The sequence below is a fragment of the Bacillus sp. RB3 genome (assembly GCF_030164735.1).
Taxonomy (GTDB): domain Bacteria; phylum Bacillota; class Bacilli; order Bacillales; family Bacillaceae_G; genus Bacillus_A; species Bacillus_A cereus.
This window is the reverse complement of the sequence record NZ_JASNGE010000001.1, coordinates 241,570-268,151: the sequence shown is the minus strand read 5'-3', so window position 1 is coordinate 268,151 and position 26,582 is coordinate 241,570. Positions and strand designations below refer to the sequence as shown.

Sequence of the window (26,582 nt, the reverse complement as noted above, 5' to 3'; positions counted from 1 at the left end):
GCTCTCCTCCTATTTTTTAGCTAATTTCATTCCAGCAAATGCCGCTACATATGTCACAATCAAGCTAAACAAAGTTAAATATATAAATGAATTTTGCATAGATAATACCGTTCCACTTGTTCCAAATAAACCTGTTACCGTTCCTGAAACATTAATTTGGAACTTAGAAATCATATTCATTACAATCATCATAATTGTGTAAGAACCACTACATACCGCTAATGTAATATATATATTGGCAGTCGGTAATTTAGCTAACTTTCTTCCCGCTCTAAACATAAAGAACAATGGAATAATAAGCAGTAATAAACCATAATGGAATACGTTATTCACTTTATCAAATTCTGCAAGGCTTTCCTCATTTGCTCCTTTTGAAATCAATATCTCTCTAAGCTCTACGCCATTTACAGAGACGCCTGATATAAATGAAAACGATAGTGTGCTCTCATACGCATTTGATTTCTTACCAATTCTAGTAAATTCCTTACTAAGTGCTGGACTTGATACTTCTAACGGCGCAAAATGAGCCATACTCCATAATTGAGGTGTTAACTCTAATGCTAATAATGTACTTTCAGATTTTAAAGTTGTTATTTCTTTTAATGGTTCAATACCGTCTTCCTTACTTACTAACGCCATAATACAAACCGCTACCGCTGTTACTAAAAGTCCTTTTATCATAGCTGAAACACCGTAATAAACAGACGCTCCATATGGCATTAACTCTTGAAATGCTGCTGCCATATTGTTTTTGCTTGTATGAGCAATAAATCCTAATAAGGTAAATAATGTCCCACATACAAAACCACTCAATAAACTCTTAATCGCTGAATAGCCAACCGTAATCTTACCTGCTTCTGAGAATGGAATTGCAAAAGATTGTGACGCTATAAAACTTATAATGAATAAAAAGACGCCATAAATAATACCAACTGTTGCTGCCATAAAGATTTGATCTTTAATCGTTTTCGCAACATGCTGTTTCCCTAACCAAATTCCTGTACCAGCGAAAATAATAAATGGAATGATTAATAATAATGTAAAAGGAGTATGCCAAGATAAAGAAAATATCAATCCACTATCATCGTTAGCTGTAAAACCAAGTAAATGGTAACTTAACATCGTAGAAGTTGCACTCGAATAAAAACTTGGCAACATTTCTAATTCTTTTGCAAATTTGCTAAACATCTCACTTAACATAGAAGCAAATAATAAACTACCAATCCAACCAGCAATTAACATGAGAATACTTGCAACAGCCCCACCAATAAAACCTTTTTGTAAAACGGCTTTATCTGCTTTAAATTCAACTTTAGGAGTACCATCCATTGTAGGCAATTTTACAGATTGTTCTTTTTTCTTCACAACAGATAAAGAATACCCACACTTTTGACAATATAAATTTTTTTGAGCATTTTCACTGCCACAACCTTTGCAGTATTTTGCAGTATCTTTTTCTAATGTTACTGCATCTATAGCTCCTGCAATCTCCATACTACCTTCATTTGGGCAATAATTTACTTCTTCACCATGTTGTTTTCCACATGTGCGACAATACATTTAATTCACTCCCCACTTTGCTTAATTCCACAAACTGGACAGTAAGTAGAGTTTTTATCGATATGCTCATTACATGAAATACAATTTACCGTTTCACCTTCATTTTCTACTGCTAACATCGGGTTAGGTTTTCCACACGAACCACAAAACTTATCATTTATTGATAAAGGTCCACCACATTCACATGTAGCTTTTTCACCTTGTTGTTTTTGCAATTCAACAATGCGCTTTCTTGCTTGATAAATAGCTACATCAAATTCTTGAACTGGAGCAATCATTTCTTTTAAGCTCGCTTCATTTACTCCACTTCCTCTTAATTGAACATACACTTGCTGCCCAACCTCTAATAGAACCTCTGCTTTTTTCTGCATTTGCACTTGCATTCCCTTTTTCAATTGAGCAATTTCTTGTGCAACTTGCAACTTCATTTTCCCTTGTTCTATTCCTTCTTGTAACTTATTCATCCCACTACCTAACTTCGTCTGTAAATCTGACAAATTATTTCTCCTCCTATACGTATATATTCATATATGAAATTAACATTTTATATATTACCATGATTTTCAAGTTATGTAATCCAAATTTCATTTTTTCTGTTTTGAGCATTTTTTGTTTATAATGGTAAAGGAAAGAAATATGTGTACGGAGGAATATTATGCTGCAACACTCAATTACGAAAGATGAAATTATGATGATTGCGAATGAGTTCGTTCAAGGACTAGATCCACAGCAAACAGCTGATCAGGAACATGTCGCTACAGCTCGGCACCTATATCGTAGTGGTGTTGTCTACAACGTTGACTTTGATGGTTATACACTATCAGGAACTGTAGATGCGGAAGGCAACGTATATAGCGTTCATATTCCGATTCGTAATGTCGCTGAAAGTTATTGTGATTGCTTCGCACCAACACAATGTGAGCATATGCTCGCTGTATTACTATCTGCAGCGTCTAGTTTCGGGCAAGTAGGAGATGTATTAACTTTATTTAAAAATAATACGAGACCTTCCCTTCCTCCTATTCGAACTGCAAGACAAGTATTGCAATCATCAGCTTTTGAAGAAACGGATTATAAAAGTTGGGAATCATATTTTGAAAAAGAATATGAATCATTTAAAAAAGAACAAGCTCGCCTTACTTATAAACAAATGTATTTTCTTATGAGTATCTTTACAGATTTCTATACGAAGCTTGAGCGGAAAGCTCCGCGCGTCATCGCCATACATGAATTATTCAGGTTACATGCAGCAATTTACTGCTTTCAAAAATTATTAGAAGAAATTCAGGCATTCGAAGCAAACAAAACGTATTCTTATCACCAACCTGTTAATGTCATTCGCCTATTTGTAGACAAAGTGGAATCCATCGTTCGGGACTTACAATCAGAAGCGATTCCTTCAGAGTCTGAAATAATTTTACAAGAAACAGCTCGTCTCGTTCATGAAGTATTCTTCTCTACCGACACTTATACGCAAGAGCGATTTTTCATTTATCGTCACATATGGAGTGAACTTTTAAACAATAAAGAGAAAATACAAGAAGAAGAAAAACGAATCGATACGAAAATCAATCCACTATCCAAAGCGTTAGCGTCTTCCCATCTTCTCTTTTTAAATGATGAAGATTTACTAGCGATGGACTTACTAAAAAAACAGCCTGCTTCTGTTGTGAGTCTATACTTCTATTGGTTAGAAGAACTATTAAGTGCCATGCAATGGGATCGTGCAAAAAACTGGCTTTCCTTTACGTATAAACAAGTAAAGAAAACGATCCAAGATCACGAAAATACGATTTTCATAAAAGATATCGTTCGGCTATTTGTAATCATGTATGAAACATACGCAACACATACAAATGAACAAGCTGGTTTTGAAATGATTTTACAAGAGCTATTGCCGTATAGTTTCACAAACTACGAACAGTACGTACTCGCGAAAAAACAGTATCGCACATGGGCAGAGCTTCATCTCTTATATGGATTTGAGGCAATTGAACTGTTGAAAGAGCCACTGAAAGATATTGAAAAAGAAGCGCCAGAAGTGGCACTTCCTCTTTACCATCTTGCTGCTGTAGAGGCGATTGAAGAACGAAATCGTAAATCATATAAACGTGCAGTTCGTTACTTAAAGAAATTACGGACATTATATAAACGATTAAAACGCACCGATGAATGGGATGCTTTCATTATTCACATCGCCAATCTCCATTCACGTCTGCGTGCACTACAAGAGGAATTACGGAAAGGAAAATTAATCGATGATCAATCAAACTGAAGTAACAATTAGGCTCCAGCATGTTAGTCAAGGTTGGTTCCTTTGGGGAGAAGATGACAGCGGTACTCCATTATCCGTAACAAGTTGGAAACGAAATGCATTCACATGGCACTCCACTTCTTTCTACGGTACGTTTCTAAAAGAAGCAACCTTCGAAGGAAAACAAGGTGTGCTGCTAACAAATGCACAAGCCTTTGAATACATTGCAAACAAACCGATGAATTCCTTTGCACATATTCAAATAAACGGCACGATTACAGCACTTACGAAAGATGCAAATGAACTATGGGATGCCTTTACGAGTGGTAGTTTCGTACCAGATATGAATCATTGGCCTAAACAACCATCTTGGAAAGTTCAAAATACACCAATTGAAGATGACACATTAGCATCTCTTTTCTCAGCAGCAGTTAATGAAAGCATATTACAAGACAACCGCTCAAATGACGGCTGGGAAGATGCTAAAAGACTATATGAACATTATGACTTTACGAAAAGACAACTGGAAACAGCACTACATGAAGAAGATTGGCTTCGGAAAATTGGTTATATTGAAGATGATCTTCCGTTTACAATCGGACTAAGACTACAAGAACCACAAGAAGAATTTGAAATGTGGAAGCTTGAAACAATTGTGACACCAAAGCGCGGGGCGCATCGCATATATGTATATGAAAACATCGATTCCTTACCGAAAAGATGGCACGATTACGAAGAACGGATTACAGAAACACAAGAAGGTTTTAGTAAGCTCATACCGTGGTTAAAAGAAGGAGATACATTCCGAAATGAGCTCTTTGAAACAGAAGCTTGGAACTTCTTAACAGAAGCAAGCAATGAATTACTTGCAGCCGGCATTACAATTTTACTACCATCATGGTGGCAAAATTTAAAAGCAACAAAACCGAAATTACGTGTCCAGCTGAAGCAAAATACAGCACAAACACAATCGTTCTTCGGTATGAATACGCTCGTTAATTTTGATTGGCGCATTTCGACGAACGGCATTGATTTATCAGAAAGCGAATTTTTCGAACTCGTTGAACAAAATAAACGTCTATTCAATATAAACGGTCAATGGATGCGACTAGATCCAGCCTTTATCGAAGAAGTAAGGAAACTCATGAACCGTGCCGATAAATACGGACTAGAGATGAAAGATGTCCTGCAGCAACATTTATCAAATACGGCTGAAACAGAAATTGTAGAAGATGATAGTCCGTTTACTGATATTGAAATCGAACTAGATGGATATTATGAGGAACTATTCCAAAAGCTGCTTCATATTGGAGATATTCCAAAAGTAGATGTCCCTACTTCACTAAACGCAACACTTCGTCCGTATCAACAACACGGCATTGAATGGTTATTATATTTACGAAAGCTTGGATTTGGAGCATTGCTAGCTGACGATATGGGACTCGGGAAAAGTATTCAAACAATCTCTTACTTACTATATATAAAAGAAAACAATCTCAAAACAGGCCCTGCATTAATCGTAGCGCCGACATCTGTTCTTGGAAATTGGCAAAAAGAATTTGAGCGTTTCGCACCGAATTTACGTGTTCAATTACATTATGGAAGTAATAGAGATAAGGGCAATTCTTTTGAAGATTTCCTTCAATCGGCAGATGTTGTATTAACATCTTATGCATTGGCTCAACTCGATGAGGAAGAACTAACTTCATTATGCTGGGATGCTGTTATTGTGGATGAAGCACAAAATATTAAGAACCCACATACGAAACAGTCGAAAGCAGTACGAAACTTGCAAGCAAATCACAAAATCGCTTTAACTGGTACACCGATGGAAAATCGCCTCGCTGAACTTTGGTCCATTTTCGACTTTATTAATCATGGATATCTCGGAAGCTTAGGGCAATTCCAGCGCCGCTTCGTCACACCGATTGAAAAAGATCGTGATGAAGGAAAAATCCAGCAAGTTCAACGGTTTATCTCACCATTTTTACTGCGCCGAACGAAGAAAGATCAAACAGTCGCATTAAATTTACCAGATAAACAAGAACAAAAAGCTTACTGTCCTCTTACTGGTGAACAAGCTTCCTTATATGAACAACTTGTTCAAGATACACTGCAAAATGTCGAAGGATTAAGTGGAATTGAAAGACGCGGCTTTATATTACTTATGCTGAACAAGCTAAAACAAATTTGTAATCATCCAGCTCTTTATTTAAAAGAAGAAGAGCCACAAAATGTCGTTGAACGCTCTATGAAAACAAAAACGTTGATGGAGCTCATAGAAAATATAAAAGATCAAAATGAAAGTTGCCTCATCTTCACTCAATATATCGGCATGGGGAACATGCTAAAACGTGTGCTAGAAGAAAAATTCGGCCAGCGTGTCCTCTTCTTAAACGGTAGTGTACCGAAAAAAGATCGCGACAAGATGATTGAGGAGTTCCAAAACGGAACGTATGACATTTTCATCTTATCCTTAAAAGCTGGCGGAACAGGATTAAACTTAACCGCTGCCAACCATGTCATTCACTACGATCGTTGGTGGAATCCAGCTGTGGAAAATCAAGCAACAGACCGCGCATATCGCATTGGTCAAAAACGATTTGTTCATGTTCACAAACTCATTACAACAGGAACATTAGAAGAAAAAATTGATGAAATGCTAGAAAGAAAACAATCTCTAAACAATGCAGTCATCACAAGCGATAGTTGGATGACTGAACTATCAACAGACGAACTAAAAGAATTACTTGGTGTATAAAGTGAAACTTTAATTAGGCCAATTACGTAGAGTTTTACTACCCGCAAAAAAAGCGCTAATCTCGAAATGAGATTAGCGCTTTTTTCTATTCCAAAACCAATTACTTATTATAATCCCCGTTAACCCGCCGCACGTATCAAGCAATGAATCTTGCCACATTGGTGTACGGTCTCCCGTATACCATTGGTGAATTTCATCAAATGTTGCATAACCCGCAACGAAAAGAAGGGCATATATAAAACATCTTTTCCTCGAATAACCTGATCGATGAAAAGCGTAATAAATTAATGAACCTAGCATAAAGAACACCATAAAATGAGCACCTTTACGAAGGAAAAACTCAATAAATCCGCCTACACCTTTATTCGCAATACTAACAGGGGTTCCTCCACCATAATCGATAGATACCCATGAAAAATGCTCTTTCACAAATTCAACATTTACATATTGTTCAATATCTGAACGCATATCCTGCTTTTTATATGGTTGTGCCGAAGAATAGAAAATCAGCCCCATCCATAGTAATACAGGAATCCAAAATAACCATTTACGATTCATTATCCAGAATTCTCCTCTCTTAATCTTTTAAGGGTACCAAAAAAAAGAAAAAATTTCACGCCAAAACATGACATTTGCATCCTATTTATAAAGTGAAAGGAGGTGATACACATGGCAATTGAAACAATCGTAATGGATTTAACTTTACGTCTTGTCTTAAACAACGGATTAGATAAGAACGGCAAAACAGTTTTCAAGAGCAAACAATTTAAACGTGTTAAAACAAATGCGAGCTTAGATCAAGTACACAATGTAGCTCATGCTCTAGCTTCCTTACAAGCATCACCACTTCACGCTGTACAACTTGTAAGCACATCAGATCTTTCTAAACTATAAAGTAAAACTCGGATCAGTGGGGATTTTATTCATCCCCGCTGATTATTAGCCCACAATTTAACCGGCAGACCCAAATCCCGTAAATAGCGGGGTAAATACAAAGGAGGGAATAACACATGCAAGTACTAGAGTTGATTTTCGCGAAGGAAGATGGAAAAACAGTCGTTTTTTCTATCGATACGCCCATCACACCAATCGATGCACAAGTCGTAAATCAAGTAATGGATACAATCCTTGCCTCATCTGTATTTTCATCCATTGATGAAAATACAAGAAAAAAGGGAGCTCGCCTTGTAGAAAAAAATGTATCTGAAGTTCCCATTACTCTATAAAATGAAAAAGACGAATCTGCATCATTTTGCAGATTCGTCTTTTTTCTTCGGCATTTCAATCGGAATAAAAATCTTTGAAAAACCGACGCATACGTACTTATAATGTTCTTCACCTATATCAAACTCAGTCGTATATGTTGAGAAGAATATATAATCATTTCGCTTCGTATAATGATCAATTAATAACCCAACTTGTGGCTCAACATACTTTTTCGCTAACTTTTTACCGGCCGATGCCAAGTCGCCAAGGAGACCCTCTTCATTCTCTTTTTGAACTTCATCTAGCTTCTTACTCACATCATTACGCTTCATAAACTGCTTCGCTGCCCATTCTGTATATTCTCCCTTACTCGGATTACTGTTTGCTAAATATACTAGGAGAACGACAACTAAAGCCATAATAATATACTTTTTCTTCATACTATATCACCGCCTACTCTTTTCTATTTTCATATATATGTACAAGCGATGCAAATTAGAAAGACTATCACCTATTGATTGTAAACGAATAGCCAAAATTTACAATATGAAATAGAATATTAACAGTAAATTTACTTAATTTATATATAATTATATTCGGAATGAAAATTATAAGGGGGGGATATAGAATTATGGATAATGAAAACAACATTTTTATTTCTAGTTCTACAATGATGCTTGAACCATGTAAACACCCTTATTACCGCACAAAAATTATCGACAGTAGCGGAAACCATCTTTACTCCTGTCAAACTGCTCTCCAACTTATACAGAAATCTTGTCTAACAAATATTCATTCTACTTATCAAGGGAGACGTAATGCTGTAAAAACAAAATTTAAATTTAAACAAAACGTTCCAATTCCGATCAATCATAGAGAATATATTTGTGCTTTCTCAACAGAATCTCCTGCTTCTCCAAATTGTATTTGGCTTTTCTTCAAACATGTTCATACAATAGAGTTTTTCAAAAAAGCTAAACGAGCTAAAATTCATTTTTCAAACGGAGCTACCGTAACGATACAAATTAGTTCCCATAAGTTAAGCCAGCAATTATGGAAAGCTGGATATGTATTATCCCAAATGAACATGCAAGATTCATCACCTTAATAACAAATAGAATGGAAGGTAGTATTTCCTTACCTTCCATTCTATTTTCTATTTTTATCCTTTTACACTATCTCGCATTTTCTCGAGTGCTTGCCGATACATCCATCTTACTTGATAATATGTCATTTCCGTCTCTAAAGCGATTTCTCCCATCGTCTTCCCTACAAAAAAACGTTCAAAAATAATATACTTCTCCTTCTTATCTAACACACTCATAAAATCCTTCACTCTTATTTCAACATCCTCAAAATGAAAGATATCCTCATACTCTCCTACACATACACATCTCTCCTGCACTGCGAACTCTTTCTTCAATCTCTCTAATATATAACCTCGCACCGTTACAACTGCATATGCAGGGAAACATCCCTTCTTTTCATCAAATCTTTCATACGCATGCCAAAGACCGATTAAACCACATTAATAATACTCTTCATAATCTTTACGAATACCTAATTTCTTTATCTGATTTACAATCATCCCTTCGTACAAAACAACTGCTTCTTTAAAAGTCGCTGGCTTCACACAGTACCCGTTTCTAAAAGGTATACCTTTCTAGTATTCCGCGGTACCTTCACAATATAAAAATAAAGAAAAGATTTCACCGTGAGTAATTTCAAATACTACCGACGGAATTTGAAATTACACCAGCTAGTATTTGAAATTTTGTTGGTGGTATTTGAAATAGGGGTAAAAATAAAAAAGGTGACTCCTTTAAAGAGTCACCTTTTTAAAATAATATGTTATGCACCAAAGCCGCTTACTAAACCTCTTACAACGCCGAATGCAATTGTTAGGATAAAGAAGATTACAATTAAAATCGTAGCTTGTTTCTTACTTAAACCAGCTACAATGTGTAAGCCTAGTCCTGTTAGAATAAGGCTCCAAATATTAAAAATTTCAATTGAAGAGGCAATTCCATGTGCTACTGTCCCTTGTTCAAATAAAGGAGCTAAACTTGTATAAACATCAGTGCCATTTCCATCAAAAATAAAGCCTAATCCTGCATTTAACAATCCGCCGATATAATAAACAAGATTAGCATATAAGTAAATCGATAATATTTTCATGTATGGTGTATCATTGCTCATAAACATCATAATAATTTTATAAAAACCTGCCGCAATAAAGAGACCTATAGGTGTTCCTAATAGACCAACAAGCGCGCCTCCACCAAGGGTAAATCCTTTTACCATTGCCCCTGCTTCACCATTTAATTCTTTTGCCAATTCTGGAGTACTAATTAATGTTAAGTAAGACACTGCTGTTGCTATAATCGTTCCTAATATAACAAATAAGACAAATGTCCCCCAAACCGGACTTTTCGTCTTCATTCTCTCAAACTGCTCACCTGGAGAAGTAATCATTCCTAATAATGATGGCTTCTTCGCACCTACATCTTGCGTATTAATATTTGCTTCCATTATAACGCCTCCTTCTATTTATATAACCCGTTCTAACGGGCGGTTCACTTCCTCATATAGAGGCTACGAACCGCCCACTAGAACGGTAATGTGTAGTTCTACTACACTATTAATTACTCATAACGCAATGCTTCAATTGGATCTAATTTCGCAGCTTTATTTGCTGGAATTAATCCAAAAATAATACCGAGTGTCATCGAGAACAGTACGCCTCCAACGACAACTTCCCATGAAACGAGTGGCGGCCATTTTGCGAATGTAGAAACGATATATGCTCCGCCATACCCAAGACCAATTCCGATTAAACCACCTAGAAGTGTTAACATAACAGCTTCAATTAAAAACTGTAATAAAATTTTACTACGTGTTGCTCCAAGTGCTTTACGTATCCCAATTTCTCGTGTACGCTCCGTTACAGATACAAGCATAATATTCATAACACCAATACCACCAACGACTAATGAAATACCCGCGATACCACCAATGATCATCGTCATAATGTTAGTAACTTTAGAAACACCTTCTTGGAATTCTTTTAAATTCACCAATTCATATTTACCTGGAATATCGCTTGGTTTACGACTATTTAATACATCAACAGCTTTTTTCCCTGCCGTTTCTAAATTATCTACGTTTTTAGATTGAATGGCGATACTTTGAATTTCATCCGTTCCGTATAAAACAGGCCATAAAGTAAGAGGAATTAACATTTCCTCAGCCTCGAACCCCATAAATTCATTATCTGATTTATAGACACCAATAATTTGCATCGGTTGTCCTTTCATTTCAATAATTTTCCCTACTGGATTTTCATCTTTAAATAACGTCTCTTCTGATTTCGTACTAATCATAACAACGTTATTTCCTTGTGAAATATCAGATTCATTTAATGAACGACCTTTAACCACTTTCACTTTATTTACTTCAAAATATTCACTATCAAGTCCAATAACATTAATCATTGATTTTTTATCATTAATATCCATTGTTTCCATCGTATTATTCGTCGTAATAACATGAGAAACATCTTTAACTTGCTTTACTTCCATAATATCTTCTTCTGTTAATTTCGGTACTTGATGCCCCCCCATACTGAACTCATCATTAATATCCGGTTTAAATTGAATTGGCATAAGATTATTACCAGAACCAGCGATTTTCGACTTCAGCATTGCTTCCCCGCCTTGCCCAATTGCAACGACAGTAATAATCGAACCTACCCCGATAATAATACCGAGCATCGTAAGAGCAGAACGCAGTTTATGAGCTAAAATAGAAGACAGGGCAATTTTTATACTATCTAGTAAACTCATACCGCACACCTTCTATCTTCTGTAACTTTCCCGTCTCGCAGTACAATGCGGCGGGAAGAATACGCTGCTACTTCCTCTTCATGCGTAACCATAACAATCGTCGTACCTTCTGCATTAAGCTTCGTGAAAATATTCATAACTTGCTCACCAGACTTCGTATCAAGTGCACCAGTCGGTTCATCGGCCATAATGAACGTTGGGTTATTCGCAATCGCTCTTGCAATCGCTACACGCTGCTTCTGTCCACCTGATAACTCATTTGGTAAATGATGCACGCGATCTGCCAATCCAACTTTACCTAACGCCTCCAAAGCACGCTTGCGACGCTCCGCTTTCTTCACGCCACCATATACGAGCGGAAGCTCAACATTTTCCACTGCGGAAAGACGAGGTAGTAAATTAAAATGCTGAAATACAAAGCCAATATATTCATTACGAATTAAAGCAAGCTTTGACTCGTCTGCTGTTAAGATATTCACGTCATTCAGCATATATTCACCTTCTGTTGGACGATCTAAGCAACCAATAATATTCATAAGAGTCGACTTACCAGAACCAGACGGTCCCATAATCGAAACGAACTCACCACTCTGAATCGTTAAACTAATACCATGCAAAATCGGCACCGCCAATTTTCCTTGATAATACGTTTTAGCAATATGATTTAACGTAATCATTTCTCTTTCACTTCCATTCCGTCATACACATCGTCGGAAGGATTTTTAACCACCTTTTGCCCCACTGTTACGCCTTCTACAACCTCTGTCCAGTCCCCATCAGTAGAACCTTTTTTCACATTTTGTTTACGAAGCTTCCCTTTATCCTCAACATAAACAAATGCATCATCGCCTTTTTCTACAATGCTCTTACTTGGGACAGCAAGCATCTTCTTATTCTCTAAGTTTACTTGCAGAGAAACGTGGTAACCTGGAGATAAACCATCTTGGCTATCAAGACTTGCTTTATATGTATATTGAGACATATTTTGAGTTGCTTCACCCATGCCGCCAGCTTGCGCCATCTCTGCGCTCGTTGGGAACTCACTTACCTCTGTAATCTTACCTGTCCACTTCTTCTTATTATTTGCTTTTGCCGTTACAGTGAATGTTTGATCTTTTTGGATTTGTGACTTTTGAAGCTCAGTTAACGTACCTTGAACTTGGAATGGATCTTTAGAAGCTACTTGTAAAAACGCTTTTCCTTGACCACCTAACGCTTGAGATGAACTTTGTGCCGCATCTTTATCTAACTTTTGAACAACACCAGCGAAATTACTATAAATCGTAAGCTCTTTCTGCTTTTTACTTAACTCTTCTTTCTGCAACTTTCCTTTTTCTTTCTCAAGGTCAATTGTTTTTTGCCCTATCTCTAACTCATTTACTTGCTCGTCCATCGGATCTGTTACTTCTTTCCCAGCTCCGCTATCTTTCGCCTTCTTAATTTCTTTCTTCAACGAATCAATCTTCTTTTTCCCTTGATCATAACGCATATCTGCCATCTTCTGATCAAGCTCAGCTTGCTTCATTTGAAGATTAATCTCTTCATTATCATAAGAGAATAACTTCGTACCTTTTTCTACCTCTTGCCCTTCTTTTACCTCAATATCTTTCACTTTCCCTTTGGCCGGATCTGCATAGAAGCTTTCAATATTACCAGGCTTCACCTGACCAGAAATTAACTTCGTATTATTCAGCTTACGCTCTGTCACTTTCTCAAAACTTACAGCATCAGCATTTGTTGATGCACCCTTCTTCTTACCTTGCATAACAAAAATATTAATTGCCGCTACAATAACAATTAGTGCAATAACCCCAATAATAATCCATTTCTTCTTCTTGTTTGGAGTACGAACCGTATTTGGTAACATATTCTCTCTCCTTTTTATAACTTAATAGTTTAATATAAAAATTGTATAAAACTTTCTGAAAATATATTACATATTATCACATTGTTTTTACAAAGTTTTACACATCCATTTATATTGTAACAAAAATTCCAATGATTAGAAATATGACATTATATCTTTTAAGATAGATTTAAGGAAAAGAAAAAAGGATAATTTAAATTGAATTTTCAAGTACTCTCTATATGAATGTAAGCCATCTTTTATTAATAAACTTCTTACCAAGATAAATTATTAAAATCATTTTCCTAATTGTACTATTGTCATTTTTGTCATATATATTTGACATTTTTGTACATGAGGTCTACAACTATTAATGGGAGGTTTATATTTGAATAACGTTAAACAATATCGAAAATCTGAAGGTCTATCGCAGCTAGAATTAGCTAAAAAAGTTAACGTAGCGAGACAGACAATAAACTTAATTGAAAACAATAAATATAATCCCTCTTTAGCCTTATGTATCGAATTAGCAAAAGCACTAAAAACAGATTTAAACAGTCTATTTTGGGAGGGAGATTAAATGATGAAAATTGAATGGAAAGAAAGAGTTTATAATAGTTTTGTTGGAACATTGAGTGAGAGAGATGAATATCAAAAACAAGAAATCAATAAAGAGTTATCTGTAGCTGGAATTGGTTTGTGGTGGTTAAATATGTTGGTAATGCTTATTATGTTACTTGTTGATACTATGAACCATACAATATCTATAGGAACTATATTTATTTTTCTATCTAATATGATTTATTCTAACTATTTAACCTTTAAATTTAAGAAAAAAGGTTTAAATGAGACTGAATGTGCAACAAAAGAAGAATATTTACAACACAAGAAAAAGTTAAGAAAAGCTGGCTTAAAAGCAGATGTGCTTTGGGGCTTTCAAATGTTTGTTTTTATGAATTATATCCTTCCCTATGTAGGTTCAGAAGAAATCTCTATTTCTTTATTTGATGTTATGCTTTGGGGCTGCGCTGGTGGATTTTTCGGTACAACCATGTATCTATTTGGTTTATGGAATCTAAAAAAATTATATTAAGTAACAAAAATCTTTTACACATTAAACTCCAATTTTACATACAGTTTGTTTTTTCTAAATAAAAATATAAAAGCTATCCAATATAACAATTGGATAGCTTTTTCAAATAAAATATTATGCTACCTTAGAAGCTTTTCTCTCATGTCCCATTTGAACAATCAGTAAGAATATCGTTGCTAATATGCCGCCTGCTAACAGTAACATGAAGCAACCATCCCAGCCAGAACGGTCAACAATGATACCAATTGCTGCGTTTGCTATGAAACTACCTCCAACATAACCGAACAGACCACACATACCAACTGTCGTACCTACTGCAAATTTCGGTACTAATTCCATTGCACTTAAACCGATTAAGAACTGTGGTACATAAATTAAACAACCGATAATAGAAACTGCAACACTCACAACAATAATATTAGTTGCTTGCCAATAGACGATTGTTCCAACAACAACCCCAGCCATACTCATAACACATAATGGCATACGTTTTCCTTTGAATAATTTATCGCTTAAAAGGCCGACAATTAAAGAACTTGGAATCGCTGCCGTTTCAAATATTGAATACGCAAAATGCGCTTCTGTTTTTGTAAAACCTTTCACTGTTGTTAAGTAAATTGGTACCCAGTTAATAACACCGAAGCGAATTAAGTAAACAAATGCATTTGCGATACATAAGAACCAAACAAATTTATTTTTCACTACATATTTCATTAAAATTTCTTTTGGTGACATTTTGTTAGCATTATCTACTTTTTCAAGTTCTTCATAGTCATTACGATATTCATCAATTGGTGGAAGACCCTCAGATTCTGGTGTATCCTTCGCATTAATCCATACTAGAACTGAAATTACCATAGCGATTATCGCTGGAAAAATAAATACGCCGCCTTGCCAATGGCTTTCACCGAAAATACCTACCCCAATCCCAATGAATGGTGGAACAAGTAGTGCACCAACGTTATGTGAAATATTCCAAAGACCTGTCTTCGTACCACGCTCTTTCTTTGAAAACCATTTCGTCATAACAATACTACAAGGTGGTGCTCCCATACCTTGTACAATACCGTTTAGAACAAGTAATGTTAAAATCATCCCAAAGGAAGATGCATAACCGAAACAAATATTAACAAGCCCAGATAAAAATAAACCTACTGCAATAAATCGTTGAGCAAATGCCTTATCCGATAAATTACCCATAAAGAATTTACTAAGTCCGTAAACAACAGCCATTACTGCACCTAATAATCCGATTTGTGTAGTGCTAAATCCGAACTCGTCTACTAAATACGTAGTAGATAAATTAAAGTTACTACGAACTAAATAATAAGCAGCTTATCCAACTGAAATCCCGATTAACACACGAATACGTAGTAATCGATATACACGATCGATCATATCCGCTGGCAATCTTTCAATTGCAGGTGCTGGCTTGAGCCATTTAAACATATATTTCCGTCTCCTTTTCTCACTTCAGAGAGAGACGCTGTCTATTCCATATCTCGATTATTCCGCTATTTGATATATTTTGGTTCGTCCTTCTAACCGGCTGTCCTTCTATTTCTTTCTCATTCTTCGCAAACATCGTTGGTACGCCAAACGACACTTTTTCTAAAATATGACCCGCTTCTTCTGATAAACAATAATCAATAAATAAATCCGCAATAATACCACTCGGTGCACGTTTTAGTTTGGAAATCGCATTAACGGATAACCCTGTTTGCTCAGGTTCGTTACTTAAAATCGGAAAGCCTTGTTTTTGAAGCATTCTCTGATCTCCCATAAAGTTGATGCCTATCATATATTCACCGCTCGCAACAAGTTCTGCTGGGATGTAACCATTCACTGTTACTTCTCCAACTTGTTCTGCCAGATTCTTCACATATTCCTTCGCTTCCTCTTCACCTAACGTATCAATCAGTGATTGGAAAAACGTATATGCTGTACCTGAAACATTTGGATCGGGCATGACAATCTTTCCTTTATATACTGGATTCAATAAATCTTTCCATCTTAACGGATACGAGAGACCGAGCGGCGCTATTTCCTCGTTCCACCGCTCTTTATTAATCGCAATTGCCAGCTTCTCCACTTCATAACCGTACCAATAACCATCTTTATCTTTAACAGTTTTTGAAATACGATTTGCATGTTGGCTTATCACAGGAATAGAAAGATTTTTTTGCTTCATCATTTGATGCGCATCTACTGTACCGCCAATAATAATATCCGCCTTCGGATTTCCAGCTTCTTCTTCCACTCTACGAAGAAGTTCTTCTGTTGAAAGACGAATAAATTCATACGTACATCCGCGCGGCTTACAAAATGATGAAAGTAACGCTTCACCAACTTCCTCACGAGCCGCTACATACGCAACAATATGACGATCATCCAAAATAGGGAGACCATTTTTACTATATTTAATAGAGGTTGTATCTCGAGAGCAACTAGACATCGCTCCTCCAATTACTAGCAAAAAGAAGAAAAAGGCTATCTTTCTCATGACGCATTCTCCTTTACGAATAACTCTGCTAGAGAGCCTTTCATATACATGACATTTCCGTTATTATCACCGAGATATTGCACAACAAAGTACGATGGATACACAGAAATCGTAAGAATATCTCCACGATCATTCTTTACACGCTTACCTGTTTTATAAGCTGTAATATAAGCAATCGGTTCATTCTGCGATTGTAATAACTTCTGAATTTCTCCGTAATCTGTAATTTGCTTTGCGTATCGAATAGAATCAAGTATGTGCGTAAGATTGATAGTACGTACCACATCACCTTGACGTACTACGACATCCTTTGCTGCAGCAAAGAAATCACTAATACGCTCTGGCGTGTAATACAGGCTTAATAAATACGTTTGAAGTGCTGAAATCATCGGATCCATGCCATTCTTTCCGTATACATTTTCCCCATACTGGAACAAGTCACCTACTGCAAAAGTACGCTTATGTCCATTCAAGTACGTTACTTCTCCAGTAAATACTTGTTCTTGGCTCTTAACGTCCCCCGGCTCTATTCGAATTCGGTCAAAGAATGAAACAATCGTATGCAAACGAACTTCATCCGTTACAACGATTTCTCCCCACTTTTCATGTCTTACTTTCACTTCAATTGGAAGAGATTCATTCACCCTTTGTAAAACGGCTTGTTTATCATTTACAATGTTGATTCGATTATAGATTTGCTTCTCCATAACATAAAACAAAACAAGAGAAACAATCATACAAATGACAAACATAAGAATTTGAAATGATAGCCTTTTCATTTCTGCCTACCTCCAAGATAAAAAACGTTGTTTCGAAAATACCGCATAATTGTTTCATAAATGTATCATTTAACCGCTTTCAAGTTTTTTATGTCTTCCATCCTTCTCGGAAGCAAAAATGTAATGAATATTGTAGTACCTATTTCTTCACTACTCTCAATCCGCATGCTTCCGCCCTGCTTATTCATAATCTCCTGACAAATATACAAACCATAACCATTCCCGTAACTAGAAGGAAGTGCCTTTCCTTTCGGAGACTCATTCCACTCTGCAAGCACCACTTCATCTATACCGATCCCATCATCATGAACAAAAACCTTCGCCTCATGCTCATTTACAATTACATTCATACGAATGTGCGAAGCATCACTATACTTAATTGCATTATCAAGCACATTTAAGAAAATTTGCTTCGTCTTATCAAAATCCGCAACAACATGTACATCCGTTAACTCATTTACCACTTCAATTTCAAACTGATTTAGACGAGGTTTCACAATTGAAACTGCTTCTTCTGCCAATTCCTTTATATTCACAACTGTAGGAGACACTTCAAACGTACTCGTCCCATATTTCGAAGACTTAAGCAGTTCCTCTACAAGTGATAATAAACGCTCACTTTCCACCGCCACATAACGAAGACTTTCCTGTACATCTTCTTTCGATTGTAACTTCGGAATTAAATCAACATAACCGATAATTGCCGTTAGCGGTGTTTTTAGCTCATGCGTAATGCGGTCTAGGAAATCTTTCTGCTTCTCTTTCTCCTCCTGCAATTGCTTAATATGCAGCTCAATTCCATCGGCCATCGCATTAAAAGATGCTGAAAGCTGAGCGATTTCCACGTACTCATTTAACTCAATCTTACTCTTATAATCACCATTCGCGAGCCTCTGTGCCATTTGTCTCAACTGATCAATTGGTTTATGAAGAGACTTCGCCAAACGAATCGCAAAGAAAATACCCGTAGCTACTAAACAAAGAGATGTCATTAAGAAAGTCCAGCTCACATTTGTTAAAACTTCCTTCTCACCCGTTAACTCATTTATAAAACGAATACTTCCAATGACATCGTTTCCATAATATACTGGGCTTGAAAACAAAAGAATGGGAGCTGGATCCGACTCCTCAAAAACATAAGACTTCTTTCCCTTCAAAGAACTCTCAATGTCGATATTACGGTGAAGCAATGCTCCTTTCTGTGTATCTGCAACAACATCGCCATTCTTCCCAATCATCTGCACACGGACATCCATACGCTTCGCTAAATACGACGCAATTAAAAGTGAATTCGGACCAAGCGTATCCACTTCTGCTTCCTTCTCTAAATAATTCATCGTATAAATTTGTGCTTCTACACTTAACTTTTCTAAAGAATCTGCTGCGTTATGATACATATTCTTTTCTAACGTAATATAAACAACTGCATATAAAAGAACAAAAATCGGAATTAACAGCCCAACTATTCCGAACACCATATTTCGCTTTAAAGACATACCATCACCACTTAACAATCCAGTTTATAGCCAACGCCATAAATTGTCTTAATATATTCTCCGCTCGTCCCAAGCTTCTTTCGAAGTCTCTGCACCATAATATCAACTGCTCTCGTATTTCCGATATACTCAAATCCCCATACTTTCTCAAGCAACTCATCCCTCATAAACACACGCTGTGGATTTGAAACAAATAACTGACATAAATTAAACTCTCGGTACGTTAACTGAATCTCTTGTCCACTCACATGTACCTTTCTTTCCTTAGGACAAATCACTATCTCTCCAGCCTCAATTACTTCATGACTTACAGCAGCCTCCGCCTTCTTTACACGCCGCGCCATATTCTTAACCCGAAGAATAAGCTCCGCATAATTAAACGGCTTCGTCACATAATCATCAGCACCAAGCTGCAAGCCAAGCAACTTATCATTCATCTGACTCTTTGCCGTTAACATAAGCACGGGAATATCCCTATCCCTCTCACGGAACAAACGAAGCAACTCATACCCATCCGTATCCGGAAGCATAACATCCAAAATCAATACATCCGGCCCTTCATTCCATCGCTCCAAAGCTTCTCTCCCATCAGCCGCTGCCAATACTTCATAACCTTCCATCTCCAACTGCATCCGAATCAAATTACGAATACTCGATTCATCATCAACCACAAGTATTTTCATCATTCTCCTCCTTCCATCATGTATTATAGTACAGTTTAGTATAGCAAAAATCCTATAAAAAAAGAGAGGGTATTGTCGAACATATTTTGTCGACGATACCCTCTCTTTCACTTATTATATTTATTTAGCATATCCATTCGGTTGCTTTTGATGCCAATTCCAAGCATGCTCAATAATTGTTTTCACATTTACATAATTAGGATCCCATCCTAACTTCTCTTTCGCTTTCTTAGAAGAAGCAACTAAACGTGCTGGATCGCCCGCACGGCGCGGTGCTACCTCAGCAGGAATTTCATGATTTGTAACCTCACGAACTGCATCAACGATTTCTTTTACACTGAAACCATTACCATTTCCTAAGTTATAGAAATCACTCTCTCCGCCATTCTGCAAGTCTTTAAGCCCTAAGAAATGAGCCGCTACTAAATCCTCAACATGAATATAATCACGGATACAAGTACCGTCTGGCGTATTATAATCATCACCAAACATCATAATCTTCTCACGTTGACCTAAAGCCACTTGCAGCACAAGAGGAATTAAATGAGTCTCTGGACGATGATCTTCCCCAATAATACCATTTGGAGTTGCACCAGCCACGTTAAAGTATCTAAAGATCTTATAACGTAAATTTGAAGCTTGGCTATACCAATGAAGCATCTTCTCGATTGCTAACTTCGTTTCTCCATACGTATTCGTTGGATTCGTCATCGTTTCTTCAGTAATAAGATCAACATCTACCTCACCATACGTTGCCGCAGTAGAAGAGAAAATGAACTTATCTACCTTAAACTCATCCATTACCTCTAATAAACAAAGTGCACCATACACATTGTTATTATAATATTGAAGGGGCTTTTCCATACTAACTCCAACTAAAGAATCAGCTGCAAAGTGCATAACCGCCTCAATATTTTCTTGTTTAAAAACATCCCTTAAAAAGGATTTATCACGAAGGTCGCCATTATAAAACTTCGCGCCTTCCGTAATTGCATCTTCATGACCAGTTTGTAAGTTATCTACTACTACTACAGATAAACCTTCGTCTACTAATTTTTTCACAGCGTGAGAACCGATGTAGCCAGCTCCGCCACAGATTAGGATTGAGTTCATTGTTTTCCTCCTACTATTTTCAAATCTCTTAATTATAAAAGGAAAAGGTATACGAGAACTCGTACACCTTTTATCTCTCCTTCATTACTTAGCTACAAAATAATCAGTTACATATTTCGCCCAAACGTCATGTCCTTTTGCACTTGGGAAACCAAATTCTTCTTGTAGGTATGGTAAAATACCTTTCGTTGAAGCATCCGGCCATGCTCCCCAATGATCAATATATGTATAATTATTTTGCATCGCAAATTGTTTTAATGCTTCAATCGATTTCGGATAATTTTTCGCACCATACACTGGATTTGATGGTTGAATCATAATCGTAGCACCCTTTGCACTAGTAGAAAGTGCTTGAACGAACTTCTGTGTATTCGCGACAGAGTTTCCATTACCAGTTTTACCGTTATCAGTAATAAATGGTGGTTCAAATAAAATCACATCTGGATTCTCTTTTGCAATCTCTTTATCACGTTTATTCTTAATTAACTCTTCTGTGCTTTCACCCTTATATTCCTTTACAGTCACATTCCATAAACCTTTACCGTAAGCAGTTTCTAAATTAGCCGTTAACTTAGCTGCCCAAGCACCCTTTTCAGCTGAAGAAGCTTCATCACCAACGATAACAAGATTTACTGCCTTTTTATCCTCAGCAGCTTTCTTTAACTTCTCTTTCACTGCATCTGGCAAGTTCTTCGCATATGCTTCATTAAAAGATGACTTTGTATCTTGTTTTTTCTCTTCCTTTTTCTCTTCTTTCTTCACTCCGCTATCTTTCACTTCATCCTTTGTTTTCGTTACTTCACTCGTTTGTCCTGTTGCATTCGCAATCTTCTTATTCCAGTACAATTTACCGCTCACAATCGAAGCAACAAACAATACAAAAATAACAAGGACAAGTACTGCTTTCTTATTCATCGATTCACCTCATCTATTAATCTCACAATATATAATACTAATATAAATCCATGCAAAAATAAACCCAACTCCTTCCAAAGGAGTTGGGTTATTACATACTACTTGGTCACTTCAAGATGCGCTCTTAACTTATTCGTTAAATCTTGTTTTGCTGCCTCTGGGACATAGTAGTACCAAATACCATCAGCGGCTTTGTGACCGTCACCTGGGATTTGAATATCTTCACTGTTTTCCAGACAATTTTTATAATTCTTTTGCATATCAAACATTTGATCTTGCGTTAAGTTTGTCTTCACATTTTTTTGAATTGCTGTTAACACATCACCATAACTTGTTAAAGAAGAGAAAGTAGCGCCTTTCTTAATAACAGCTTGCATCACTTGACGCTGACGCATTTGACGTCCGAAGTCACCGCGTGGGTCTTCATAGCGCATACGTGTGAATGATAGTGCCTCATCACCTGTTAAATGAATATTTCCTTTAGCAAAATGATGCTTGTCTTGTTTAAATTCTAAATCATTATTAACATCTACCCCACCAACTGCATCCACAATATCCTTAAATCCTGCCATATTCACTTCAATATAATAATTAATAGGAACATTCAAGAATTTTTCTACTGTCGCTACAGACATGTCTACCCCACCAAATGCGTAGGCATGGTTAATTTTATCACTCTTTCCTTTTCCAACAATTTCAGTATATGTATCACGCGGAATACTTACTGTCTTCATAGAGTTATTTTTAGGGTTTAATGTAATAAGTATTAAAGAATCAGATCTACCTTTTTCATTCCCTCGCTCATCTACCCCTAATAATAAAATTGAAACGGGTTCAGATTTGCTAATTTTCACTTCTTCAGTACCTTTAGAATCTTTATCGCGTTTCAATGGCTTATGAACTTCATCTAATGTTTTTGAGACAGAAGAGTATATACTATAGGCATAAGCTCCTCCACCTATAATTAATATTCCTACAATTCCTAATATCCAAAATAGGATTTTCTTTTTCATTATTTACCCTTCTTTCAACTTATCTGTCCATTCTTTTTAACGTAACCTTTTCACGTAACATTTTTTTATTTAGTTATCAATACGGTCATTCTGAATCACATGCAATACATTTTATACATGATCCAACTAGATACACCAAATCCAGCAGTCTATCTTCCTTAATTTATTCCCAGAGTTCAAAAATTATTTACTGATACCATTCAACTGCCTAATCACATGTCTTTTCCCAAAAATAGAATGTAGCAGTATGGATCCAATGATAATGAAAACTACGGCAAATATTTTTGGCATTGAGAATGATGAAACTATAAACGATAACGCAGCTCCTCTAGGGGCAAATAAAATCGATCTAGTCATCATTAATGTGAAAATCACCACTATAAAATTTGAGTTTTGCAGCATGTAATAGAATAGATACAGTATTATACCGTATATAATACTTCCTATAAATACACCTATAAAGGAAAAATCATTATACATTTCAGCAACAAAAGATGACCCATATCCATATCCTAATAAATACGCACTAGGCATAATTATATAAGTAAGGGTATGAGCGAATAAGTTACCATTAATTGCCCTATCAGCCGTTTGTCCAAAATACTCAGGTAGCCCATTTAGTGGCCGTATAATTTTATTATTAATAAACTCCATTAAAGGTCCGAAAGTAAAATATTTGTCTTTGGGTATTTGATCTTCGTACAACTTTGTATATCCAATTAGATTCGCACTAATTCCCTGAGAATAGAAAAACTCTAAAATGGAATTACCGACATTTTTCGCCTTTCCTCCCGCACTAAAATCAGCTCTTAAATTACCTATAAAGGTCATAAAAGCTAATAGTATTGGGACTGCAATTCCGCCTAAAGTCCATTCAAATTTCCCTAACCACTTCTTTTCTTGTTCAGGTTGTTTCCCTGTCTTCTGAACACTTCTCATACAATAATAAATAAATACTATTAATAAATTTAAAATAAAAATTGATCTTCTACCTGCTAAAGCAGCAAACAATCCTTCACCTATATACAACAATACTGGGAAAAAGCTTTTTCTTTTAGAAGGATTAGTTGCTAAATAAGCAAAAAAGGCTACATCATACATATTTCCAATTGTAATCAAAACAGTTGGTAGTGAAGATGTAAACGTCATAAAACTTTCGTAATATCCCTCTGTGGCAGCTGTCTGCTTCATTTCATAAACATAAATTAATCGAAATATCATACAAAAATAAAAAAACAATAGACTAAATAATCTAAACGAGTAAAGGTACCCTACACTAAGTTCCTTCTTCTTCTTTAGAAAACTCAAATCAGCCTTTTGAATGACTGCATATCCAATAAAAATAGCAAATAGACTTAAAAACAAACAAATTAAAGTAATATTTATAATACTTTTATCTTCAAAAGCCAGTCCAAAAATCCCTAACAAATTTACATTGTAACCAAAAATTTCAGTGACGACCATTCTTCCTATCAAGAAAGTGAAAAATGTTAGATTAAAGCATAAGAATATACTTCTTTCATAAAATTTCCTAAGTGCATAAAACACATTATGAAAAAAAATAGTTAATGTTGCTATTAATAACACATTAGGTTCTTGAAATATTAAACCTATTAAAAAAAATAGTAATGCACCTATTAACAAAACATATCTAATTAGGATATTCATAAACAACCTCTCAAGTTTTTAATAAATGTTAGTATAAAACTAATCAATTCTTAATTCTCTCAATTTCATGTAAATATACATAACATCTACTATTTCAAATGTCCATATTTAACTTTTTTTATTTCTTATCTAATTACTCCCTACAAATATAGATTCTTCTTTTTTATAACTTACATAGATTCACTATTTTTAATTTTTCTTTTTAAACTCTAGTTATTATCTATCCTTAAAAATTCTTTTTATATTTTTTAGTATGTAAAGTATATCATTCCACTTAAGTACTATATAGCCAATATAAGCTGTTACATAAATAGCAGCTGCCCATAAAGCACTTAAATACCAGGATACACTAATAAATACTATTGTCATAAATAATTCTAATAAAATATCTTTCTTAACCCTAAGATTTAAAACCTTCGCTAAATATAATTCAGCAATAATACATCTAAATGCCAACAAAAATATAATGCATAAGATCGCTAAATTTAAACTATTTAATAGATATACACTTATGAATGTTAATACTAAACTCAAACCCACGGTGATTAAATTAATTATTAGCATCCACTTTTCTTTACGTAGAGTTTTTAAATACGTATTAATTAGTAAAAGCATTTTACTTTCATAAAGACACATTGGAAATAGCAATGCCATGTAAGTTAAACTTTCCGCATACTGAGGTAACCAAACGGATAGAATTGATTTTGCTGGATAATAAAAAGTTAAAAGCCCTACTAATGGTACTGTAATAGAAATCCTCATTGTTTTGTAAATATCCGGGAGTTTCTCCTTCGATGTACGGCGTAGAGTAGGAAATAAAATTACTGCTATTGCATTAATAAATAGCATAAGCATATTGGCTATACTTAATGTTAATGATACCTTTCCGAATGTTTCAATACTCCAATTACCTTCAATAGCAAACCGGACAATACCAATAATAAGCATACTTGCAAAATTAGCAAATAATAATTTGCTTCCCACAGAAATATTAATCCATATTTCTTTAATACTTATTTTTATAGAATCCATTTTCCCAAACACCAATTCTTTACATGAAAATAACGAATACACTATTGAACAGATCTTCCCAACGATATCAGCAAAAATAAGATATTCAAATTGCTTAATACCATTCATTAAAAAGATTATAACTAAAATAAAATAAACTATACGTTCTAGAATTAGAATGATAGCATACTCTTTAATCCGATTAGTTGCTTGTAGCATAAAAGTTAATAATGAACGAGGAACTACCAATACACCTGTCAAACATGTTAATGCGACAACTATCGTTTTACTTGTATCCGTAGAGATTGAGCTATAAAATAAGAAAATTAAAAAATTCACAACAACATCAAAAGCAACTAAAAACCAATACTGCGATACGAAAACAGGTTTATATAAATTATTATATTCCCATCCTCCATACCTTAAATAAGCACCATCTGTCAAACCTAAGGACATATAGGATATATACGAAGAATAAAAGATATACAACTGCCAATAGCCATAATCACTAACACCAATAAATCTAGGTACAACTAAAAGCAACACCGTGGAAATAACTATAGATAAAATATTAGCAATAAATGTATACGAAAAATTACGAGCAAATTTTTTAACTGTACTGTTCATCTAACTACCTCTTTAATTCTATACAATAACATATATAAACTGACAATTCATTTTCCTGTACCCTTAAATAACTTCACTGTTTCTAGAGAGATTTTTTAACATCTCAAATTTCTTTTTTAATTAATACAAGGATTGAATTTCACAACCAGTTATATAGTAAAAAATAGTCTTTATTTTTTATTAAACAGGTTGAATCATGACTTAACGAG

General features: G+C 35.4%; 24 protein-coding genes and 2 pseudogenes. 7 read left to right on the top strand and 19 right to left on the bottom strand.

All coding sequences use genetic code 11. From position 1 onward, the window contains the following. Positions 1–9: 9 nt before the first annotated feature. Positions 10–1,560: a zinc ribbon domain-containing protein gene (locus tag QO049_RS01280; protein WP_284489097.1), complete on the bottom strand. Its 1,551-nt coding sequence runs from the start codon at positions 1,558–1,560 to the stop codon at positions 10–12. Between the two features lie 5 nt (positions 1,561–1,565). After that, positions 1,566–2,057 (bottom strand): zinc ribbon domain-containing protein, encoded by a 492-nt coding sequence (locus QO049_RS01275; protein WP_001281753.1) that lies wholly within the window; start codon positions 2,055–2,057, stop codon positions 1,566–1,568. Positions 2,058–2,215: 158 nt separating this feature from the next. Between QO049_RS01275 and QO049_RS01270 the strand changes: the two genes are divergently transcribed. Together QO049_RS01270 and QO049_RS01265 are read left to right on the top strand one after the other, a co-directional pair. After that, positions 2,216–3,835 (top strand): SWIM zinc finger family protein, encoded by a 1,620-nt coding sequence (locus tag QO049_RS01270; RefSeq protein ID WP_098607232.1) that lies wholly within the window; start codon positions 2,216–2,218, stop codon positions 3,833–3,835. After that, positions 3,819–6,575 carry a DEAD/DEAH box helicase gene (locus QO049_RS01265; RefSeq protein ID WP_284489096.1) on the top strand — a complete coding sequence of 919 codons (2,757 nt, stop codon included), beginning with the start codon at positions 3,819–3,821 and terminating at the stop codon, positions 6,573–6,575. The genes QO049_RS01270 and QO049_RS01265 overlap by 17 nt, the downstream gene beginning before the upstream one ends. Positions 6,576–6,647: 72 nt before the next feature. Here the strand turns inward: QO049_RS01265 and QO049_RS01260 are convergent, their stop codons facing one another. Further along, complete coding sequence (locus tag QO049_RS01260; protein WP_001080709.1) at positions 6,648–7,133, bottom strand: VanZ family protein; 486 nt, start codon at positions 7,131–7,133, stop codon at positions 6,648–6,650. A gap of 111 nt (positions 7,134–7,244) precedes the next feature. Here QO049_RS01260 and QO049_RS01255 point away from each other — a divergent pair, with 111 nt between their 5' ends. Further along, a complete protein-coding gene (locus QO049_RS01255) occupies positions 7,245–7,469 on the top strand; it encodes a DUF1659 domain-containing protein (RefSeq protein ID WP_000963861.1) in 225 nt (74 codons plus the stop codon). Between the two features lie 116 nt (positions 7,470–7,585). Beyond that, positions 7,586–7,801: a DUF2922 domain-containing protein gene (locus tag QO049_RS01250; RefSeq protein WP_001197593.1), complete on the top strand. Its 216-nt coding sequence runs from the start codon at positions 7,586–7,588 to the stop codon at positions 7,799–7,801. A 21-nt stretch (positions 7,802–7,822) separates the two neighbouring features. Here QO049_RS01250 and QO049_RS01245 read toward each other — a convergent pair whose 3' ends face one another. Continuing rightward, on the bottom strand, positions 7,823–8,221 hold the full coding sequence (locus QO049_RS01245; RefSeq protein ID WP_000731405.1) for a DUF4359 domain-containing protein: 399 nt from the start codon (positions 8,219–8,221) through the stop codon (positions 7,823–7,825). Between the two features lie 191 nt (positions 8,222–8,412). Here QO049_RS01245 and QO049_RS01240 point away from each other — a divergent pair, with 191 nt between their 5' ends. Continuing rightward, entirely contained in the window at positions 8,413–8,889 is a 477-nt protein-coding gene (locus tag QO049_RS01240; RefSeq protein ID WP_098279871.1) for a competence protein ComK, read from the top strand. Between the two features lie 54 nt (positions 8,890–8,943). Here the strand turns inward: QO049_RS01240 and QO049_RS01235 are convergent. The 5 genes and pseudogenes from QO049_RS01235 to QO049_RS01215 all read right to left on the bottom strand — a co-directional run bounded on the left by QO049_RS01235 (position 8,944) and on the right by QO049_RS01215 (position 13,493). Then, positions 8,944–9,414 (bottom strand): annotated as a pseudogene (locus tag QO049_RS01235) (sigma-70 family RNA polymerase sigma factor). Between the two features lie 218 nt (positions 9,415–9,632). After that, positions 9,633–10,313: a YknW family membrane protein gene (yknW, locus tag QO049_RS01230; protein WP_070184481.1), complete on the bottom strand. Its 681-nt coding sequence runs from the start codon at positions 10,311–10,313 to the stop codon at positions 9,633–9,635. Between the two features lie 113 nt (positions 10,314–10,426). Then, positions 10,427–11,626, bottom strand: a complete 1,200-nt coding sequence (locus tag QO049_RS01225) for an ABC transporter permease (RefSeq protein ID WP_000054380.1) — start codon at positions 11,624–11,626, stop codon at positions 10,427–10,429. Next, positions 11,623–12,303, bottom strand: a complete 681-nt coding sequence (locus tag QO049_RS01220) for an ABC transporter ATP-binding protein (protein ID WP_000631604.1) — start codon at positions 12,301–12,303, stop codon at positions 11,623–11,625. Before QO049_RS01220 ends, QO049_RS01225 begins: the two co-directional genes overlap by 4 nt. Beyond that, the gene (locus tag QO049_RS01215; RefSeq protein WP_070184482.1) at positions 12,300–13,493 is read right to left on the bottom strand and encodes an efflux RND transporter periplasmic adaptor subunit; all 1,194 of its coding nucleotides are present in this window, start codon (positions 13,491–13,493) and stop codon (positions 12,300–12,302) included. The genes QO049_RS01220 and QO049_RS01215 overlap by 4 nt, the downstream gene beginning before the upstream one ends. Positions 13,494–13,860: 367 nt before the next feature. Between QO049_RS01215 and QO049_RS01210 the strand changes: the two genes are divergently transcribed. Together QO049_RS01210 and QO049_RS01205 are read left to right on the top strand one after the other, a co-directional pair. Beyond that, positions 13,861–14,052, top strand: coding sequence for a helix-turn-helix transcriptional regulator (locus QO049_RS01210; protein WP_001067016.1), 192 nt, complete (start codon positions 13,861–13,863; stop codon positions 14,050–14,052). Continuing rightward, positions 14,053–14,565, top strand: coding sequence for a DUF3278 domain-containing protein (locus tag QO049_RS01205; protein WP_098607235.1), 513 nt, complete (start codon positions 14,053–14,055; stop codon positions 14,563–14,565). It abuts the gene before it with no gap. 114 nt (positions 14,566–14,679) lie between these two features. On the opposite strand, the pseudogene pgtP reads toward QO049_RS01205, so the two are convergent. The 10 genes and pseudogenes from pgtP to QO049_RS01155 form a co-directional block, all read right to left on the bottom strand. Further along, a pseudogene (pgtP, locus tag QO049_RS01200) lies at positions 14,680–16,014 on the bottom strand (phosphoglycerate transporter protein PgtP). Between the two features lie 19 nt (positions 16,015–16,033). Further along, positions 16,034–17,068, bottom strand: coding sequence for an ABC transporter substrate-binding protein (locus tag QO049_RS01195; RefSeq protein ID WP_001225641.1), 1,035 nt, complete (start codon positions 17,066–17,068; stop codon positions 16,034–16,036). Beyond that, the gene (locus QO049_RS01190; RefSeq protein WP_097814117.1) at positions 17,065–17,847 is read right to left on the bottom strand and encodes a DUF3919 family protein; all 783 of its coding nucleotides are present in this window, start codon (positions 17,845–17,847) and stop codon (positions 17,065–17,067) included. The genes QO049_RS01195 and QO049_RS01190 overlap by 4 nt, the downstream gene beginning before the upstream one ends. A 65-nt stretch (positions 17,848–17,912) precedes the next feature. Further along, a complete protein-coding gene (locus tag QO049_RS01185; RefSeq protein WP_284489095.1) occupies positions 17,913–19,343 on the bottom strand; it encodes a sensor histidine kinase in 1,431 nt (476 codons plus the stop codon). A gap of 11 nt (positions 19,344–19,354) precedes the next feature. Beyond that, complete coding sequence (locus QO049_RS01180) at positions 19,355–20,026, bottom strand: response regulator transcription factor (protein ID WP_098581235.1); 672 nt, start codon at positions 20,024–20,026, stop codon at positions 19,355–19,357. Between the two features lie 120 nt (positions 20,027–20,146). Next, a complete protein-coding gene (gene galE / locus QO049_RS01175) occupies positions 20,147–21,139 on the bottom strand; it encodes a UDP-glucose 4-epimerase GalE (protein ID WP_098581234.1) in 993 nt (330 codons plus the stop codon). 84 nt (positions 21,140–21,223) lie between these two features. Continuing rightward, positions 21,224–22,054 carry an SGNH/GDSL hydrolase family protein gene (locus QO049_RS01170; RefSeq protein ID WP_098581233.1) on the bottom strand — a complete coding sequence of 277 codons (831 nt, stop codon included), beginning with the start codon at positions 22,052–22,054 and terminating at the stop codon, positions 21,224–21,226. A gap of 98 nt (positions 22,055–22,152) precedes the next feature. Further along, positions 22,153–23,067, bottom strand: coding sequence for a polyisoprenyl-teichoic acid--peptidoglycan teichoic acid transferase TagU (gene tagU / locus QO049_RS01165; RefSeq protein WP_000727074.1), 915 nt, complete (start codon positions 23,065–23,067; stop codon positions 22,153–22,155). A gap of 183 nt (positions 23,068–23,250) precedes the next feature. After that, positions 23,251–24,735: an O-antigen polysaccharide polymerase Wzy family protein gene (locus QO049_RS01160; RefSeq protein WP_284489094.1), complete on the bottom strand. Its 1,485-nt coding sequence runs from the start codon at positions 24,733–24,735 to the stop codon at positions 23,251–23,253. A gap of 216 nt (positions 24,736–24,951) precedes the next feature. Next, the gene (locus tag QO049_RS01155) at positions 24,952–26,373 is read right to left on the bottom strand and encodes a lipopolysaccharide biosynthesis protein (protein ID WP_001089482.1); all 1,422 of its coding nucleotides are present in this window, start codon (positions 26,371–26,373) and stop codon (positions 24,952–24,954) included. Between the last annotated feature and the right edge of the window lie 209 nt (positions 26,374–26,582).

Bases quoted from the DNA above. Each gene is read 5' to 3' on its own strand.
- QO049_RS01265 (WP_284489096.1), top strand. From the start codon at position 3,819: ATGATCAATCAAACTGAAGTAACAATTAGGCTCCAGCATGTTAGTCAA.
- QO049_RS01240 (WP_098279871.1), top strand. From the start codon at position 8,413: ATGGATAATGAAAACAACATTTTTATTTCTAGTTCTACAATGATGCTT.
- QO049_RS01195 (WP_001225641.1), bottom strand. From the start codon at position 17,068: ATGAGAAAGATAGCCTTTTTCTTCTTTTTGCTAGTAATTGGAGGAGCG.
- QO049_RS01205 (WP_098607235.1), top strand. From the start codon at position 14,053: ATGATGAAAATTGAATGGAAAGAAAGAGTTTATAATAGTTTTGTTGGA.
- QO049_RS01255 (WP_000963861.1), top strand. From the start codon at position 7,245: ATGGCAATTGAAACAATCGTAATGGATTTAACTTTACGTCTTGTCTTA.
- galE (WP_098581234.1), bottom strand. From the start codon at position 21,139: ATGAACTCAATCCTAATCTGTGGCGGAGCTGGCTACATCGGTTCTCAC.
- QO049_RS01180 (WP_098581235.1), bottom strand. From the start codon at position 20,026: ATGAAAATACTTGTGGTTGATGATGAATCGAGTATTCGTAATTTGATT.
- QO049_RS01215 (WP_070184482.1), bottom strand. From the start codon at position 13,493: ATGTTACCAAATACGGTTCGTACTCCAAACAAGAAGAAGAAATGGATT.
- QO049_RS01185 (WP_284489095.1), bottom strand. From the start codon at position 19,343: ATGTCTTTAAAGCGAAATATGGTGTTCGGAATAGTTGGGCTGTTAATT.
- QO049_RS01160 (WP_284489094.1), bottom strand. From the start codon at position 24,735: ATGAATATCCTAATTAGATATGTTTTGTTAATAGGTGCATTACTATTT.
- QO049_RS01250 (WP_001197593.1), top strand. From the start codon at position 7,586: ATGCAAGTACTAGAGTTGATTTTCGCGAAGGAAGATGGAAAAACAGTC.
- QO049_RS01190 (WP_097814117.1), bottom strand. From the start codon at position 17,847: ATGAAAAGGCTATCATTTCAAATTCTTATGTTTGTCATTTGTATGATT.
- QO049_RS01220 (WP_000631604.1), bottom strand. From the start codon at position 12,303: ATGATTACGTTAAATCATATTGCTAAAACGTATTATCAAGGAAAATTG.
- QO049_RS01270 (WP_098607232.1), top strand. From the start codon at position 2,216: ATGCTGCAACACTCAATTACGAAAGATGAAATTATGATGATTGCGAAT.
- QO049_RS01245 (WP_000731405.1), bottom strand. From the start codon at position 8,221: ATGAAGAAAAAGTATATTATTATGGCTTTAGTTGTCGTTCTCCTAGTA.
- yknW (WP_070184481.1), bottom strand. From the start codon at position 10,313: ATGGAAGCAAATATTAATACGCAAGATGTAGGTGCGAAGAAGCCATCA.
- QO049_RS01155 (WP_001089482.1), bottom strand. From the start codon at position 26,373: ATGAACAGTACAGTTAAAAAATTTGCTCGTAATTTTTCGTATACATTT.
- QO049_RS01170 (WP_098581233.1), bottom strand. From the start codon at position 22,054: ATGAATAAGAAAGCAGTACTTGTCCTTGTTATTTTTGTATTGTTTGTT.
- QO049_RS01280 (WP_284489097.1), bottom strand. From the start codon at position 1,560: ATGTATTGTCGCACATGTGGAAAACAACATGGTGAAGAAGTAAATTAT.
- QO049_RS01225 (WP_000054380.1), bottom strand. From the start codon at position 11,626: ATGAGTTTACTAGATAGTATAAAAATTGCCCTGTCTTCTATTTTAGCT.
- QO049_RS01260 (WP_001080709.1), bottom strand. From the start codon at position 7,133: ATGAATCGTAAATGGTTATTTTGGATTCCTGTATTACTATGGATGGGG.
- tagU (WP_000727074.1), bottom strand. From the start codon at position 23,067: ATGAAAAAGAAAATCCTATTTTGGATATTAGGAATTGTAGGAATATTA.